The following is a 16297-nucleotide window of genomic DNA, read 5'->3' on the forward strand; positions in this document are numbered from 1 at the left end:
GTCCGGCGTGCGAAGGCGTCAACGGTCGGGTCGACTTTCTCCACAGTGCCAGTGTTCGCAGTGCCGAGTCTGGGTCAGCATTCCACGATATTGACGGCCAGTCCGCCGAGGCTGGTTTCCTTGTATTTCTCGTTCATGTCGAGCCCGGTCTGGCGCATGGTCTCGATTGCGGCATCGAGCGGCACGAAATGAACGCCGTCGCCCTTGATGGCCAGCGAAGCAGCGGTCACCGCCTTGACGGCGCCGAGCGCGTTGCGCTCAATGCAAGGCACCTGCACCAGCCCACCGACCGGATCGCAGGTCATGCCGAGATGATGTTCAAGTGCGATCTCGGCGGCGTTCTCGACCTGCTCGGGCGTGCCGCCCATGACGGCGCACAGCCCCGCTGCCGCCATCGCCGAGGCCGAACCGACCTCGCCCTGGCAGCCGACCTCGGCGCCTGAGATCGAAGCGTTGGTCTTGATGATGCCGCCGATCGCCGCCGCGGTCAGCAGGAAATCGCGGATGCTTGGCTGGTCGGCCTCGGGATGGAAATGCAGCCAGTAGCGCAGCACCGCGGGCAGCGTGCCTGCAGCACCATTGGTCGGCGCGGTGACGACGCGCCCGCCGGCGGCGTTCTCCTCGTTCACCGCCATGGCATAGATCGACAGCCAGTCGTTGGCGAGCAGCGGATTGGGCCGGTTCTGCTGCCACTGCTCCTGCAGCTTGTCATGCAATCGCCGCGCGCGTCGGCGCACCTTCAACCCACCCGGCATGATGCCGTCCTGCGACAGGCCACGCTCGATGCAGCTCTTCATGGCGCTCCAGATGCCGTCGAGGCCGGCGTCGAGTTCCTCGCGCGGCATCTGCGTCTCTTCGTTGACGCGCTTCATGTCGGCGATGGAAAGACCGCTTTTTGCCGCCATCGACAGCATCTCGACGGCGTTCTTGAAGGGGTATGGAACCTTCTTGCCTTCCGTCGTCACCGAGCCCTTCACCTTCATCCGCTGCAGTTCTTCCTCGGAAACCACGAAGCCGCCGCCGATCGAATAATAGATGCGCTTGAGCAGCAGGCGATCGTCGGCATCATAGGCGGAGAAGGCCATGCCGTTGGCGTGGCCGGAAAGCGGCGTCTTGCGGTCCAGCACCAGGTCCGTTGCCGGGTCGAAGCGATAGGAGGGATGGCCGGGCGGCGAAATCCGCTTGTCGGCGGCAATACGGTCGACGATGCTGTCCGCTTGATCGGGGTCCACCGTCTGCGGCATCTGGCCGGCAAGGCCGAGCACGACGGCACGGTCGGAACCATGGCCGATGCCGGTATAGGCAAGCGAGCCGTGCAGGCTGGCAGCGAGGCGGTCGACCTTGGCGCCGGCCGGGCGTGGCCAGTCATCTCCCGCGACCTCGTCGAGAAAACGCCGCGCAGCCGTCATCGGCCCCATCGTGTGCGAACTCGATGGTCCAATGCCGATCTTGAACAGGTCGAAAACCGAAAGGAACACGCGCCGCTCTCTCCTATTGGAATTTACATATAGGAATTCCTGTGATGTTTCCGCTCTTTCGAAGATCGCGGCGCTGCACCTGCCGACCTTGTTTGCTCCGGCAGCGACATCGTTGCGTTCCGCCATCGAAGCGGGGCCACCGCTTGTGGTAAAAGGGTCGCATGGGCGATTCCTTTCATTTGTCGACGGCCGACCTCGTGGCGCTGGCCTTCTTCCTTTTCGTATGGGTGCTGCATACGCTCGCCTCCGACGGGAAGCTGGTCAGCCGCATGTCGCTGACGACAGCGATGAACGTCCAGCGCGAAGCCTGGATGCGGACCATGGCCGAACGCGAGATCCGCATCGTCGACACCGCCATTATGGCAGGTCTTCAACAGGGAACCGCCTTCTTCGCCTCCAGTTCGCTGATTGCGATCGGCGGCTGTTTTGCCCTGCTCGGCGCCTCCGATCAGGTTGTTTCGATGCTGAGCGATCTGCCCCTCGGCGCGACATCATCCCGCTCCGCCTTTCAGATGAAGGTGTTCGGATTGGTGCTGATCCTTGCCTATTCCTTTTTCAAGTTCGGCTGGGCCTACCGGCTGTTCAACTATTGCTCGATCCTGATCGGTGCGGTGCCGATCCGGCACGGCAAGGCTTCACGCAACCCGGTCAGCGAAACCGCGGTATGGCGGGCGGCGCGCATGAACATGCTGGCCGGAAAACATTTCAATTCCGGCATGCGCGGCGTCTTCTTCTCGATCGGCTATCTCGGCTGGTTCGTCGACCCAACGGTGTTCGTACTGTCGACGCTGCTGTTGCTGGCGGTTCTGGTGCGTCGCCAGTTCTTCTCGGCGGCGCGGCAAGCCGTGATCGGTCAGCCGCCCGAACCAACACCCGGTCCGGGGAAAAGCCGATCGATGCGGCCCGACAGCCAGTAGGCGACGAGCCCGATCCATTCGCGGACCGCCGTGCTGGCGGTTTGCAGCGAACCGAAGGGATCGTCGCGGAACATGCCGATGCCTTCCTTGCCGGAGGTGCGGTAATCGACCGGCCAAGGAACGGTGGCAAAGCCGGCCTTGTCGAACAGCGCCTTGGCGCGCGGCATGTGGAAGGCCGAGGTCACCAGCAGCCAGGTCTCGCCCGGTTTCGGGGTGACAAGTTGCCGGGTGAAGACGGCGTTCTCGTAGGTGTTGCGGGATTTTTTCTCGAGGATCAGCCGATCGGCCGTCACGCCAAGCGCGGCGAACAGACGCGGCGCCGTCTCTGCATCGCCCTCGCCTTCGCCGATCATTGCGATGGTGCCGCCTGAGATGACGACTGTCGCTGTCGGAAAATGCCGTGCCAGCACGGCCGCCGCGAGCATCCGATCGCCGCTTGCACTCAGTTCATAGCCGCCACGCACGAAATTGATGGCGCCCTCCATGCCGCCGCCGAGCACGACGATGCCATCGACCTTTTCCGGCAGCGGCGGGCGCGGAAACCGCTCTTCGAGCGGGTTGAGCATCAGCGCGCCGAGCGAGGTCCAGGTCGAGAGGGCGAGGATGAGAAAGGCCAGCCAGCTGCCGGTGGCAAACAGCTTTTTACGCCCGACCAAGGCAGCAAGCAACGCAACCAGCAGCAGGATGATCGCCAGATTCAACGGCTGGACGAGGAGCCAAAATACCTTGGAAAGATAGTAGAACATCCCTCACCCTCAGCTGGGAGACGACACTACCACCACTTTTCCGGCTGGAACGTACCCGCCGCCTGCTCGATCACATGGGCGGTCTGGAACAAAGTTTCCTCGTCGAAGGGCCGGCCGATGAGCTGCAGGCCGAGCGGCAGGCCCTTGGCGTCTAGCCCTGCGGGCACGGCGATGCCCGGCAGTCCAGCCATGTTCACCGTCACCGTGAAGATGTCATTGAGGTACATCTTGACCGGGTCGGCGGCCATGTCTTCGTCGGCGATGCCGAAGGCCGCCGATGGCGTTGCCGGTGTCAGGATGACATCAACGCCCGCCGCGAATGCATTTTCGAAATCCCGCTTGATGAGATTCCGCACTTTCTGCGCCTGCAGATAGTAGGCATCGTAGTAGCCGGCGGAGAGGACATAGGTGCCGATCATGATGCGGCGCTTGACCTCGCGGCCGAAGCCAGCGGCGCGGGTCTTTTCATACATGTCAACGATGTCCTTGCCCGGCACGCGCAGCCCGTAGCGGACGCCGTCATAGCGGGCGAGGTTTGATGAGGCTTCGGCGGGCGCGACGATGTAATAGGCGGGTAGCGCATATTTGGTATGCGGAAGCGAAATGTCGACGATCTCAGCACCGGCATCTTTCAGCCAGGCAATGCCTTTCTGCCACAGCGCCTCAATCTCCTCAGGCATGCCGTCGACGCGGTATTCCCTGGGGATCCCGACCTTCATGCCCTTGATCGGCTTGCCGATCGCCGCCTCGTAATCCGGCACCGGCCGGTCGACCGAGGTGGTGTCCTTCGGATCGACCGAGGCCATGGATTTCAAGAGAATCGCGGCGTCACGCACATCGCGGGCGATCGGTCCGGCCTGGTCGAGCGACGAAGCAAAGGCGACAATACCCCAGCGCGAGCAGCGGCCGTAGGTCGGCTTGATGCCGACGGTGCCGGTGAAGGCGGCGGGCTGGCGGATCGACCCGCCGGTGTCGGTGGCGGTGGCGCCGGCACACAGGAGCGCCGAAACGGCGGAGGCCGAGCCACCCGACGAGCCGCCCGGCACAAGCTGGGCATTGTCGAGCGTACGCGCAGTCCGGGTGCCGCCGGCCGAGACAAAACCGCCATCGCCCTGATGCGTGGTCGGCATCACCACCGTGTCGAGGCGCGAACGCCTCCACGGATTGACGACAGGGCCGTAGTAGGAGGTCTCGTTGGAGGAGCCCATGGCGAACTCGTCCATGTTGAGCTTGCCGAGCATGACGGCGCCGTCGGCCCACAAATTGGCGGTGACGGTCGATTCGTAGTGCGGCTTGAACCCGTCCAGCACATGGCTGCAGGCCTGGGTGTGAATGCCTTCGGTGCCGAACAGGTCCTTTATCCCGAGCGGAATGCCTTCGAGCGACCCGCCCTCGCCCTTCGCCAGCTTCGCGTCCGAGTCCTTGGCCATGTCGCGCGCCTTGTCATCGGTAACGACGACATAGGCGTTGAGCGCCGGATTGGCCCGCTCGATCGCCTGGAGATAGGCTTCGGTGATCTCGGTTGCGGTGATTTCCTTGGTGCGCAGCATGGCGCGGGCCTGCGAAATCGTCAGGTGGGTCAGGTCGCTCATCAAGCAAGGCTCTTTTCGTAAAACACCGACCACTCGGCATCAGGGTAGTCCAGCACCGGGCCGCAGCGCGAAAATCCGGCGCGTTCATAGACGGTCCACGCAGCCGGATGGCGGTCGCCGGTTTCCAGCACCAAACGCTTCAGCCCTTCATTGCGCGCCAACGCTTCGATCCGCTCGACGATCCTGGCGCCGATCTTCCGTCCACGATGCGAAGGCCGCGCGTACATGCGCTTGACCTCGCCGACGGCGCCATCGTGGCGCTTCAGCGCGCCGCAGCCGATGGCAAGGCCGGTGTCGCGAGCGATGAAGACGGTTGTGTCATTGTCGGCCATCTGTTCGACGGTCATGTGGAAGCAGTGCTCCGGCGGCGTCAGTTCCAGCAGCGTGTCGTTGAGTTCCTTAACCAGCCCGCGCACGTCGTCCTGCAGCGGCGTCTCGATGGCGATCTCGATTGCCATCGGCCCGCTACTCCACGACCTTCGGAACGAGGAAGAAATTCTCTTCGGTGGCCGGTGCGTTGGCGACGATGTCGGCCGCCTTGCTGCCGTCGGTGACGACGTCCGGGCGCTTCTTCATCTCCATCGGGATAACTGAAGTCATCGGCTCGACGCCGGAAACGTCGACCTCGTTCAATTGCTCGACAAAGCCCAGAATGGCGTTCAACTCGCCGGTCATGCGCTCGGCATCCTCCTCGCTCACCGCAATACGGGCGAGATGCGCGACGCGCTTCACAGTCTTGACATCAACGGACATATTTGTTTGTGCCTCGGGAAAACCAGTCCGCGCTATAGCGGCGCGGCGCGTGCCGCGCAACATACATCGTGCCGAGAACCGGCCCAGAAGGTCCAAGGCAGGGCCACGCCGTCGCAGAGGAAATAGCTGCCGGCTTTGCATCCTCTACAAGGTGATCGTCCCGCCGATCTGCGGCAACGCCACCTTCACGCCGGATCCCTGCAACCCCGCGACGAACTTGTCGGCGGTCTGGTCGATGATCGGGAACGTGCCGAAGTGACTGGGGATGACGGTCTCGAACTGAAAGAAGCGCCGGCAGGCAAGGGCTGCCACTGCGCCACCCATGGTGAAGCGGTCGCCGACCGGCACGATGCCGATCTTCGGCTCATGTAATTCGTTGATCAGCGCCATGTCGGAAAAGATGTCGGTGTCGCCCATGTGATAGAGTGTCTTGTCCTCCGGAAAATGCAGGACGAGACCGCCTGGATTGCCGAGATAAGTGTTCTGGCCATTGTCACCTGGGAATGACGATGAATGCAGCGCCTGGACGAAGGTGGTGGTGAAACCGCCGCAATCGACGGTGCCGCCGATATTGCCGGGATTGATCTTCTTGTCGCTGGCGCCCTTGCCGACCAGGTACATGCAGACCTCGAAATTGGCGACCAGCATGGCGCCGCTTTTCCCAAGCACTTCAAGCGCACCGCTGATGTGATCGCTATGGCCGTGGGTCAAAAGGACATGCGTCACCCCTTCCGCCGGCTCTTCCCAGCCGCCCTTCCATGACGGATTGCCGATCAGATAGGGATCGATGAGGACTTTCGCGTCGGTGGTTTCGATGCGAAATGCGGAATGTCCGTACCAGGTCAGTTTCATGAATGCCTTCCTCGATTTTTGCTTTGCCAAAGGATAGAACGCCGGCAGTGAAATTAAAGTCCCGCAGCGTCCTTTGCGGGCAGCAGTCGAAGGAAAGCCGTTGAGCATCATCACCATCGAAGAGCTGCCGGCGCGGCTCAGCGGCGGCAAGACGCTGGCCGGGCTCGACCTCGGCGACAAGACCATTGGCGTCGCGGTTTCCGACCGGGGCTTTGCCTTCGCCCACCCGCGTCCCGTCATCATGCGCAGGAAATTCTCGCTGGATGCAGCTGTGCTGCTCGGCTTGCTGCAGAAAGAGAACGTCGGGGCCGTGGTGCTCGGTCTGCCGGTCAACATGGACGGGTCGGAAGGCCCGCGCGCCCAGAAATCCCGCGCCTTCGCCCGCAACATGGCTGCTGTGACCGACCTGCCCTTCGTTTTGTGGGACGAGCGACTGTCGACGGTGGCGGCTGAGCGGACGTTGATCGAGATGGATTTTTCGCGCCGCAAACGCGCCGGCAAGATCGATTCCGCCGCGGCGGCCTTTATTCTGCAGGGCGTTCTCGACCGGCTTCAGGCGCTCGGCGTCGGTGCCTGGTCGAAATAGCGGTCGAGCATTATCCTGATCCAGCCACCGATCACCCGGCGGCGGCGGAACGCCCAAAACGCCATGAGCAGCAGACTGTCGAGGATGCAGGCCTTTGCCACCATGCCGGGAATGAGCGCCGGATCGATGCCAAGCATTTCCCCATAGAGCTGGAAGACGAGGTCATGCAATTGGCGGCTCAGCATGACGTAGCCGAAATTGATATCGTTGAGCGACAGGAAGAACCAGCCCCAGAACAGGGCGAGCGGGGCCGCCCATAGCGCGAACAAGGTGCGCATCAGCGGCGATCCCTCAAGTTTGTGTCCGGCCCGAAGCTTGCGTCCGGCCGGCCGGAAATGCGCGAGAGCGCCGAGTTGTGCGCCGCCGCCTTCGCCATCATATGCGCGGCGGCACGGACTTCACCGGTGCCCGGAACCGTTGCGGCAAGGGCCGACCGCCGCTCTGCGAGCATGGCGACATAGGAAGCCAGCAGTGCCGCCAGTTGCACCGCGATAGCCATGAATAGCCCGTTGATGCCTTGCGCGGCGCCGCCGACGACAATCAGCGACAGTACGCCGGAGGCGGAGATGAAGGCGACCCGCACGACGCTGTCGGTGGCGTCCGGATTTGTCGGGTCGCTAAACAGAGTCTCGACAAAAGCCCAGCAGAACAGCACCGCGACGACCAGCAGCGCTACGGCAAGCGGTGCCACGACGACGGCCTTTTCGAGGTCGACGAAGCCGGTGTTCTGGAGGAGGACGCCGAGCACGCCAAGCGCTGCCGCAACACCGCGATTCCCGTCGATGCAGATGAACGCCAGCAGGGCGAAAACGACCGCCCAGTGCAAGGCCAGAAAGGAGCTTAATATGTGCCGCATGGCGTTCCTGCTTCCGTAAACAGGACAGTGGGCTTTGCGGCCCGCCATCGCAATGGAAACCATTTGTTAAGGTTAACGGTCATCCACAGCGGCGCGACAGACGACGAGAAACCCTCCCATGTCTCTTCTCAGGTGACCGGCGGATAAAGCGTATCGATGATCATCCGCGCGTCATGGCGTGAATCGAGCATGCCATAAGTGTTGCGCCACTGGCCGGCGAGGCGCGTCTCGACGAAGGCGTCGGCGATCCGCCCTGCCCCCAGCCTGCGAAGCTCCGCCGCTGCCGCCGACAGCGCCAGTTGCTCGGTGAGCAGGCGGGCCGAGCCCTCGTCGGTTGCCGCGACCTGCATTGCCGCCTTGAGCACACCGACGGTGCCGCGTCCGCCGGCGCCGAGATCGCGATCGATGCCGGCCAGCACCTCCTCGAACAGGCCGGGTGCACGCCCCAGCACGCGCAGCACGTCGAGCGCCATGACATTGCCGGATCCCTCCCAGATCGCGTTGACCGGAGCTTCGCGATAGTAGCGGGCGAGCGGCGCCTCCTCGACATAGCCATTGCCGCCGAGGCATTCCATCGCCTCGTAGAGCAGCGGTGGTGCGATCTTGCAGACCCAGTATTTGACGACCGGCGTCATGGCGCGCGCGAAGGCCGCCTCGCCGCGGTCGCTGGCTGCCTCGTCGAAGGAGCGCGCCAGCCGGAACGACAGCGCGGTGGCCGCAGCGACGTCGAGCGCCATGTCGGCCAGCACGCGCTGCATCAGCGGCTGCTCGATCAGATTGGTTCCAAACACCTGGCGGTGACGGGTGTGGTGGACGGCCTCGGCCAGCCCGGCACGCATGATCGCCGACGAGGCGATCGCGCAGTCGAGCCGGGTCAGCGTCACCATGTCCATGATCGTCTTGACGCCCGCCCCTGGCTCGCCGACCATCTCGCCGATGGCGTTGACGAACTCCACCTCGGACGACGCGTTGGAGCGGTTGCCGAGCTTGTCCTTCAGCCGCTGGAAGCGGAAGCCGTTGCCCGACCCGTCGCCGAGAATGCGGGGGACGAGAAAGCACGAAAGCCCTTCCGGCGCCTGTCCAAGCACCAGGAACGCATCCGACATCGGCGCCGACATGAACCATTTGTGGCCGGTCAGCCGATAGAAGCTGCTGCCGGCGCGCTCGGCCCTGGTGACGTTGGCGCGGACGTCGGTGCCGCCCTGCTTCTCGGTCATGCCCATGCCCAGCGTCAGCCCGGCCTTTTCGACCGGCGGCTTTTGGCCCTGGTCGTATTTGCGTGTCGTCACACGCGGCGCCCATTCGCGAAAAAGCTTCGGGCTTGCCATCAGCGCTGCCAGCGATGCGCTGGTCATGGTGATGGGGCAGAGATGCCCGGTTTCGAGCTCGGCCGTCAGGTAGAAACGGGCGGCGCGCACCTGATGACGGCGGCCGATCTCGGCATCGCCATTTTCCCAGACCGACGAATGCAGCCCGTTCGCCACCGACCGGCGCATCAACGCGTGATAGGCTGGATGGAACTCGACCAGATCGATGCGCCGGCCCTGCCGGTCATGGGTCCTGAGCTTCGGCGTCTCGACATTGGCAAGGCGGGCCAGCTCCTGCGCCTCGTGCGTCAGCACGAAACGGCCGAGCCCGTCGAGATCCTTGCGCACCGGATCGGAAAAACGCTCGGCAAGCTGGATCAGCAACGGATCGCCCCGCCAGGCGTTGCCGCCTGCCAGCGGCGGCGGCTGGTTCGTCACGTCGTCGGTCACGCATTGTCCTTATCATCATCATCACAAGGCCACGAATCCGAAGCCATCGGCGGTTTATAGCCCAAGCCGCGCAACCCGCGCGACGAAAATACCGGGGAGAAAGGCCGCAATCCAAAGCTGGTGCTTGCAGCCAAAGGTCCTCCACCCTATAGCAGCGCCTTGAGATGACCGACGCTTCGTCCCTGCCACTCTATCCCCACCGCCATCTTCTGGGCATCCGCGATCTTTCCCCCGCCGACATCGAGCTTTTGCTGGACAGGGCGGACCGGGCGGTCGCGATCTCGCGGCAGTCGGAGAAGAAGACCTCGACGCTGCGCGGCCGCACCCAGATCAACCTCTTCTACGAAGCCTCGACCCGCACGCAGTCGTCGTTCGAGCTGGCCGGAAAACGGCTCGGTGCCGACGTCATGAACATGTCGGTGGCCAGTTCTTCGGTGAAGAAGGGCGAGACGCTGATCGACACGGCGATGACGCTGAACGCCATGCGGCCGGACATATTGATCATCCGCCACCAGTCGGCGGGTGCCGCCGCACTGCTGGCGCAAAAGGTCGGCTGCTCGGTGATCAATGCCGGTGACGGCGCCCATGAGCACCCGACGCAGGCGCTGCTCGACGCGCTGACCATCCGCCGCGCCAGGGGCCCGCTGTCGAAGCTGATCGTGGCGGTCTGCGGCGACATCCTGCATTCGCGCGTGGCGCGTTCCAACATCATGCTTCTCAATGCGCTCGGCGCCCAGGTCCGCGTCGTGGCGCCGTCGACGCTTCTGCCTGCCGGCATCGAGAAAATGGGCGTGATCGTCACCCGTTCGATGGCCGAAGGGCTCAAGGACGCGGATGTGGTGATGATGCTGCGGCTGCAGCGCGAGCGCATGGAAGGCGCTTTCGTGCCTTCGGTGCGCGAATATTTCCACTATTTCGGCCTCGATGCCGAGAAGCTGAAGGCGGCCAAGGACGGCGCTCTGGTCATGCATCCCGGCCCGATGAACCGCGGCGTCGAGATCGCCTCGGAAATCGCCGACGGTCCGCAGAGCGTCATCCAGGAACAGGTGGAGATGGGAGTTGCCGTGCGCATGGCGGTGATGGAAGCCCTGCTCGACCCCCGCCGCAATCGTGAGGACCGCAACCTCGAGGGCCGCGGCGCATGAACACAACGGTCTTCAGCCGGGCGCGCATCGTCGATCCGTCGCGCGGCATCGACGAGGTCGGCACGGTCATTGTCGAGGGCCGCAGGATCGTCGCTGCCGGCAAGGCGGCATTGAACCAGGGCGCTCCGCAAGATGCCGTCGTCATCGACTGCGCCGGCAAGGCTGTTATCCCCGGTCTGATCGATGCGCGCGTCTTCATCGGCGAACCGGGCGGTGAGCACCGCGAAACCATCGCTTCGGCCAGCGTGGCGGCGGCCGCCGGCGGCGTCACTTCCATCGTCATGATGCCCGACACCGACCCGGTGATCGACAATGTCGCGCTCGTCGAATTCGTGCTGCGCACCGCCAAGGACACGGCCATCGTCAACATCTTTCCGGCGGCTGCGATCACCAAGGGCCTCGAAGGCCGCGAGATGACCGAATTCGGGCTGCTGCGCGAGGCCGGCGCGGTCGCCTTCACCGACGGGCGGCACACCATATCAAGCGCACTGGTAATGCGCCGCGCGCTGACCTATGCGCGCGATTTCGGCGGCGTGATCGCTCATGAAACCCAAGACCCCGACCTCGCCTCGTCAGGCGTCATGAATGAAGGCCTCTATGCCAGCTGGCTCGGCCTTGCCGGCATTCCGCGCGAGGCCGAGTCCATTCCGCTGGAGCGCGACCTTGCGCTGGCGCGGCTGACCGGCGGCGCCTATCACGCGGCCAAGATCTCGACGGCCATGGCGGCAAACGCGGTAACGCGGGCGAAAGCCGACAGCGCGAATGTCACAGCAGGCGTCTCGATCCACAATCTGTCGCTCAATGAGAACGATGTCGGCGAATACCGCACCTTCTTCCGGCTGACACCGCCGCTGCGCGCCGAGGAAGACCGGATGGCGATGATCGAGGCGGTCAAGGACGGCACGATCGACCTCATCGTATCCTCGCACGACCCGCAGGACGTCGACACCAAGCGCCTGCCCTTCGCCGACGCCGCGGCCGGTGCCATCGGACTGGAAACGCTGCTGGGTGCGGCGCTGCGGCTCTATCACAATGACGACGTGACGCTGCTTAGATTGGTTGAGACATTGTCCACGGCGCCGGCAAGACTGTTCGGCCTGCCCGGTGGCACGCTGAAGCCGGGTGCGGTCGCCGATCTTGCGTTGGTCGATCTCGACGAGCCATGGATCGTCAGCGAAAGCGGCATCCGTTCGCGCTCGAAAAACACCTGTTTCGAAGGCGCGCGGCTGCAGGGCAAGGTCTTGCAAACGATGGTGGCGGGCCGCACAGTGTTTTCAGCCTAGGGGCATATCTGGGGGAACAATGGCTTACGGCATCGTCTTGGCGCTGGTGTTCGGTTATCTGCTCGGCTCGATCCCGTTCGGGCTCCTGATCACCCGCGCCGCCGGCCTTGGCGACGTCCGCAATATCGGCTCCGGCAATATCGGCGCCACCAATGTACTGCGCACCGGCAACAAGGGCCTGGCCGCCGCCACGCTGCTGCTCGACGCGCTGAAAGGCACGGCGGCTGTGCTGATCGCTGGTCGCTTTGCACCGGAACTCGGGCCTTGGGCCGGCCTCGGCGCTTTTTTCGGCCATCTCTTTCCGGTCTGGCTCGGCTTCAAAGGCGGCAAGGGTGTCGCCACCTATCTCGGCGTGCTGACCGCCCTTGCCTGGCAGGTGGCGCTGATCTTCGCCGTCGTCTGGCTGGCCGCTGCTTTCCTGTTCCGCTATTCCTCGCTGGCGGCGCTGACGGCTGCAGTCGTCGTGCCGATTGCACTCTATGTCCTTAGCACGCCTGAGATTGCCGGGCTGTTCGTGCTGATGAGCCTGATCGTCTTCATAAAACACCGGGCCAACATTGCGCGGCTGCTGGCCGGCACCGAGAGCAAGATCGGGGCCAGGGAGTGAGCCAGCGCGCCGCCGGGCCGCGACTCAGCGACCGGCAGCGGTTGAGCTGGCTTCGTTTGATCCGCACGCCGAATGTCGGCCCGGCCACCTTTCGCGATCTGATCAACCGCTTCGGTTCGGCCGAGACGGCGCTCGAGATGCTGCCCGAGCTGATGATTTCGGGCGGCGCTAGAAAGAGCGTCCGCATCCCGTCGATTGCCGAGGCAGAGGCGGAACTGGAGATGGCCCGGCGGGCCGGCGCCCGCTTCGTCGGCATCGGCGAGGCCGACTATCCGTCGTTGATGAAAAGCATGGACCATCCGCCTCCGCTGCTCGCGGTCAAGGGCGAAGGCGCCGTGTTCCGCTTGCCGGCAGTCGCCATCGTCGGCGCCCGCAATGCCTCGCTGGCCGGGATCAAGATGGCGCGATCGCTCGCCGCCGAACTCGGCCGCAACGGCTACGGCATCGTCTCCGGCCTGGCGCGCGGCATCGACACGGCAGCACATCAGGGCAGCCTTGCGACTGGCACGATCGGTGTGCTGGCCGGCGGCCTCGACCTGCCCTACCCGCCCGAGAATGCCGGACTGTGCAACGAGATTGCCGAGCGCGGCGGCGCCATCATTTCGGAAATGCCGTTCGGTTGGCAGCCGCGCGCCCAGGATTTTCCGCGCCGCAACCGCCTTGTCGCCGGTGCGGCATTGGGGCTGGTCGTGGTCGAGGCCGCGCAACGCTCCGGCTCGCTGATCAGTGCCAGGCTTGCCGGGGAGATGGGCCGGCTGGTATTCGCCGTCCCCGGCTCGCCGCTCGATCCGCGCGCCGCCGGCGCCAACGCCTTGCTCAAGGACGGCGCCACCTTGGTCACCGAGGCATCGGATATTAGCAATGCGATCGCCCCCTTAGTCGGAGTGCAGACACGAGAGGCGCCGCCGCTCGAAGAGCCGCCCGACTTTTCGGCAACGCCGCCGCCCGGCGAACACGACCGCACCCGCGTCATCGAAGCGCTCGGCCCGACGCCGGTGGCGGTCGACGAAATCATCCGCCACACCGGCCTGCATCCCGCCCAGGTTTTCATGGTGCTGTTGGAACTCGACCTCGCCGGCCGGCTGGAGCGCCACGCCGGCGGGAAGGTCTCGCTGGTGTGATCAGAGTTTTCCGGATGTCTCAGCACACGATTCTTGGGAGAACCTGCCCCGATGCTCGCCTCATCCGCCTGTTGCTGGTCGCGTTTGTCGTGGCAGTAATCCGCGGATAAGCCTAAGTAACTGAATTTTAACGTGAAACAATGGTGAGCGCGCAGGGATTCGAACCCTGGACCTACTGATTAAAAGTCAGTTGCTCTACCGGCTGAGCTACGCGCTCCCGCGGGCTCAGAATGCCGCCCTCGAAATTGCGCGGAACATAGGGAGAGTGCCTCGACCGGTCAACCGGAAAAAGTGGGCACGTAAGCCGGGCTTTTCGCGGTCTCATGGCGCCTCGCAAAACGTCTCGACAAGGTCGGAGTTGCTGTCTCGCACAAAAACCGAGACGCGTTACAAATCAGCAGCTTGCTATTTTTCGCGGAACAATTGCGCAACCTGCCCGTTTTTGTCGCTACAAGGGACGACGCTTTCAAGGAGAAGATCAGGAACAGGATCATGTCGGGCTTGCTGGCGACCGCGCTGCCAGCGTCATTCGTTGTAGCGGAGATCGTGCCCGTCAATGCCCAGCCCATCTACGTGCCGCTGGGTCAGAACGTCTCGTCGGATGTCCAGACTGTCGAACACAGGCGGTGGAGGCGTGGTTTCAACCGCGATTTCTCCCGTCGCGATTTCTCCCATCGCGATTTTTACCGTCGCGATTTCGCCCGTGACGATTTCAAGTATTGGCGCGGCCATCGCGGCTATCGCTATTATCGTCGCGGCTATCGCCGTCACGGCGACTACTGGTTCCCGCTGGCTGCCTTCGCCACTGGCGCGCTGATCACCGGCGCGATCATCAACAACCAGTACCGCCCCGTCTATCGAGGCGGTTCACACGTGGGGTGGTGCTACAGCCCCTACAGATCCTACCGGGCCTATGACAACACGTACCAGCCTTACTACGGCCCCCGCCGGCAGTGCATCTCGCCCTATTGATCAAGCCCGGGCAGAGTTGAGTAAGGGTTGTTGAAGAGCCCGCGCCGGCAACGGCGCAGGCTTTTCGGTGCGCGAACTTACAGCATGCTCAGCGTCCGGCGCACAGCATCGCGCCAACCCGCCAGCTTGGCGGAACGGACCGAAGCTCCCATATCCGGCTTGAATCTCCGTTCGAGCGCCCAGCTCTTGGCGAATTCCCTTGTCTTAGGCCAGACGCCCGCCTTCGAGCCGGCCAGCCAAGCCGCGCCGAGTGCCGTCGTCTCCAAAATGGTTGGACGGTCGACCGGCGCATCGAGGATGTCGGCAAGCCGCTGCATCGTCCAGTCCGACGCCACCATGCCGCCATCGACCCTGAGAACGGTCTTCGCTGAAGCGCCCTTCCAGTCCTTGCGCATGGCATCGAGCAGGTCGCGGGTCTGGAAAGCCACGGATTCCAATGCGGCGCGGGCAAATTCGGCCGGGCCCGAATTGCGGGTCAGCCCGAAGATGGCGCCGCGTGCGTCGGCGTCCCAGTGCGGCGCGCCAAGCCCGACGAAAGCCGGCACCAGATAGACTTCTTGAGTCGGATCGGCGCTCGCCGCCAGCACGCCGCTCTGCTCGGCCTTGCCGATCACCTTGATGCCGTCGCGCAGCCACTGCACGGCAGCACCCGCGATGAAGATCGACCCTTCCAGCGCATAAGTGGTCTTGCCGTTCAGCCTGTATGCAATGGTGGTCAACAACCGGTTCTTCGAGCGCACCAGATCACTGCCGGTGTTGAGCAGCGCGAAGCAGCCGGTGCCATAGGTGGACTTCATCATGCCCGGCTCGAAACAGGCCTGGCCGATAGCCGCCGCGTGCTGATCGCCAGCCACACCGAGGATTTTTATCTCCGAGCCAAAGAGACTTTTCTCCGTGATTCCATAATCGTCGGCGCAATCCTTCACCTGCGGCAGCATTTTTCCCGGTATGTTCAGGATCGCCAAAAGCTCGTCGTCCCAGGTATTCTTTTCGATGTTGTAGACGAGTGTGCGCGAGGCGTTGGTGGCGTCTGTGGCGTGAACCTTGCCGCCGGTCAGCCGCCAGATCAAAAAGCTGTCGATTGTGCCGGCCAGCAATTCGCCCTTTTCGGCGCGCTTCCTGGCGCCTTTCACCTTGTCCAGCATCCAGGCGATCTTGGTGCCGGAGAAGTAGGGATCGAGCAGCAGGCCGGTCTTTCTGGTAAACTTCTTCTCCAGCCCCTGCTTCTTCAATTTCTGGCACAGCGGTGCAGTGCGGCGGTCCTGCCAGACAATCGCGTTGTGGATCGGTTTGCCGGTCGCCCGGTCCCAGATGACGACGGTCTCGCGCTGATTGGTGATGCCGATTGCCGAGATGTCGGCGGCCTTTCGCCTGGCAGCAGCCAAGGCTGCCTTGCAGGTCGAAACGACCGTGTCCCAGATTTCCTCTGGATCGTGCTCGACCCAGCCGGAGGCCGGATAGTGCTGGGCAAACTCCTTTTGTCCGCTGCCCACGAGTTTCATGGACCCGTCGAACACGATGGCGCGGCTGGACGTGGTGCCCTGGTCGATCGACAAGATGTATCCGGTCATGCTGTCTACCCTCAGTTACAACGAAGGGAGACGGCTCGCGCCGCCTCCCTGTGGTCTCTTT

17 protein-coding genes and 1 tRNA gene are annotated in these 16297 nt (G+C 63.8%); 7 read left to right on the plus strand and 11 right to left on the minus strand.

What is annotated here, in order from left to right:
- Positions 1–74 precede the first annotated feature (74 nt).
- A complete protein-coding gene (locus tag AC0L3I_RS09980; protein WP_473487025.1) occupies positions 75–1478 on the minus strand; it encodes an L-serine ammonia-lyase in 1404 nt (467 codons plus the stop codon).
- 161 nt (positions 1479–1639) lie between these two features.
- Here AC0L3I_RS09980 and AC0L3I_RS09985 point away from each other — a divergent pair, with 161 nt between their 5' ends.
- Positions 1640–2395, plus strand: a complete 756-nt coding sequence (locus AC0L3I_RS09985) for a DUF599 domain-containing protein (protein ID WP_473487026.1) — start codon at positions 1640–1642, stop codon at positions 2393–2395.
- On the opposite strand, the gene AC0L3I_RS09990 is transcribed toward AC0L3I_RS09985, so the two are convergent.
- The 5 genes from AC0L3I_RS09990 to AC0L3I_RS10010 all read right to left on the minus strand — a co-directional run bounded on the left by AC0L3I_RS09990 (position 2332) and on the right by AC0L3I_RS10010 (position 6338).
- Positions 2332–3141: a YdcF family protein gene (locus AC0L3I_RS09990; protein WP_473487027.1), complete on the minus strand. Its 810-nt coding sequence runs from the start codon at positions 3139–3141 to the stop codon at positions 2332–2334. The genes AC0L3I_RS09985 and AC0L3I_RS09990 overlap by 64 nt on opposite strands.
- A 26-nt stretch (positions 3142–3167) precedes the next feature.
- The gene (locus AC0L3I_RS09995; RefSeq protein ID WP_473487028.1) at positions 3168–4733 is read right to left on the minus strand and encodes an amidase; all 1566 of its coding nucleotides are present in this window, start codon (positions 4731–4733) and stop codon (positions 3168–3170) included.
- Positions 4733–5191 carry a GNAT family N-acetyltransferase gene (locus AC0L3I_RS10000; protein ID WP_473487029.1) on the minus strand — a complete coding sequence of 153 codons (459 nt, stop codon included), beginning with the start codon at positions 5189–5191 and terminating at the stop codon, positions 4733–4735. Before AC0L3I_RS10000 ends, AC0L3I_RS09995 begins: the two co-directional genes overlap by 1 nt.
- A 7-nt stretch (positions 5192–5198) precedes the next feature.
- On the minus strand, positions 5199–5486 hold the full coding sequence (gene gatC / locus AC0L3I_RS10005) for an Asp-tRNA(Asn)/Glu-tRNA(Gln) amidotransferase subunit GatC (RefSeq protein ID WP_473487030.1): 288 nt from the start codon (positions 5484–5486) through the stop codon (positions 5199–5201).
- Positions 5487–5630: 144 nt separating this feature from the next.
- Positions 5631–6338 carry a metal-dependent hydrolase gene (locus AC0L3I_RS10010; RefSeq protein WP_473526777.1) on the minus strand — a complete coding sequence of 236 codons (708 nt, stop codon included), beginning with the start codon at positions 6336–6338 and terminating at the stop codon, positions 5631–5633.
- A 100-nt stretch (positions 6339–6438) separates the two neighbouring features.
- On the opposite strand from AC0L3I_RS10010, the gene ruvX reads away from it, so the two are divergent.
- Positions 6439–6924 (plus strand): Holliday junction resolvase RuvX, encoded by a 486-nt coding sequence (gene ruvX, locus AC0L3I_RS10015; RefSeq protein ID WP_123145825.1) that lies wholly within the window; start codon positions 6439–6441, stop codon positions 6922–6924.
- Here the strand turns inward: ruvX and AC0L3I_RS10020 are convergent.
- From AC0L3I_RS10020 to AC0L3I_RS10030, 3 genes are all read right to left on the minus strand, one after another.
- Positions 6891–7202, minus strand: a complete 312-nt coding sequence (locus AC0L3I_RS10020) for a DUF6105 family protein (RefSeq protein WP_123145824.1) — start codon at positions 7200–7202, stop codon at positions 6891–6893. The two genes, ruvX and AC0L3I_RS10020, sit on opposite strands and share 34 nt — an antisense overlap.
- Positions 7202–7780, minus strand: coding sequence for a hypothetical protein (locus AC0L3I_RS10025; RefSeq protein ID WP_473526778.1), 579 nt, complete (start codon positions 7778–7780; stop codon positions 7202–7204). The genes AC0L3I_RS10020 and AC0L3I_RS10025 overlap by 1 nt, the downstream gene beginning before the upstream one ends.
- A gap of 128 nt (positions 7781–7908) precedes the next feature.
- Positions 7909–9537 carry a DNA alkylation response protein gene (locus tag AC0L3I_RS10030; RefSeq protein WP_292185425.1) on the minus strand — a complete coding sequence of 543 codons (1629 nt, stop codon included), beginning with the start codon at positions 9535–9537 and terminating at the stop codon, positions 7909–7911.
- A gap of 164 nt (positions 9538–9701) precedes the next feature.
- Here AC0L3I_RS10030 and AC0L3I_RS10035 point away from each other — a divergent pair, with 164 nt between their 5' ends.
- The 4 genes from AC0L3I_RS10035 to dprA are packed head-to-tail and all read left to right on the plus strand — an operon-like array spanning position 9702 to position 13693.
- Complete coding sequence (locus AC0L3I_RS10035) at positions 9702–10682, plus strand: aspartate carbamoyltransferase catalytic subunit (protein WP_123145822.1); 981 nt, start codon at positions 9702–9704, stop codon at positions 10680–10682.
- Positions 10679–11965, plus strand: a complete 1287-nt coding sequence (locus AC0L3I_RS10040) for a dihydroorotase (RefSeq protein ID WP_473526779.1) — start codon at positions 10679–10681, stop codon at positions 11963–11965. Before AC0L3I_RS10035 ends, AC0L3I_RS10040 begins: the two co-directional genes overlap by 4 nt.
- A gap of 19 nt (positions 11966–11984) precedes the next feature.
- The gene (gene plsY / locus AC0L3I_RS10045) at positions 11985–12572 is read left to right on the plus strand and encodes a glycerol-3-phosphate 1-O-acyltransferase PlsY (RefSeq protein WP_473526780.1); all 588 of its coding nucleotides are present in this window, start codon (positions 11985–11987) and stop codon (positions 12570–12572) included.
- Positions 12569–13693, plus strand: coding sequence for a DNA-processing protein DprA (gene dprA / locus AC0L3I_RS10050; RefSeq protein ID WP_473526781.1), 1125 nt, complete (start codon positions 12569–12571; stop codon positions 13691–13693). Before plsY ends, dprA begins: the two co-directional genes overlap by 4 nt.
- Positions 13694–13834: 141 nt before the next feature.
- Here the strand turns inward: dprA and AC0L3I_RS10055 are convergent.
- Positions 13835–13910: transfer RNA gene (locus AC0L3I_RS10055), tRNA-Lys, on the minus strand.
- A 275-nt stretch (positions 13911–14185) separates the two neighbouring features.
- On the opposite strand from AC0L3I_RS10055, the gene AC0L3I_RS10060 reads away from it, so the two are divergent.
- Positions 14186–14665, plus strand: coding sequence for a BA14K family protein (locus AC0L3I_RS10060; RefSeq protein ID WP_473526782.1), 480 nt, complete (start codon positions 14186–14188; stop codon positions 14663–14665).
- Between the two features lie 77 nt (positions 14666–14742).
- Here the strand turns inward: AC0L3I_RS10060 and glpK are convergent, their stop codons facing one another.
- Positions 14743–16236, minus strand: a complete 1494-nt coding sequence (gene glpK / locus AC0L3I_RS10065; RefSeq protein WP_473526783.1) for a glycerol kinase GlpK — start codon at positions 16234–16236, stop codon at positions 14743–14745.
- Positions 16237–16297: the final 61 nt, after the last annotated feature.

Source organism: Mesorhizobium sp. WSM4840, assembly GCF_055811755.1.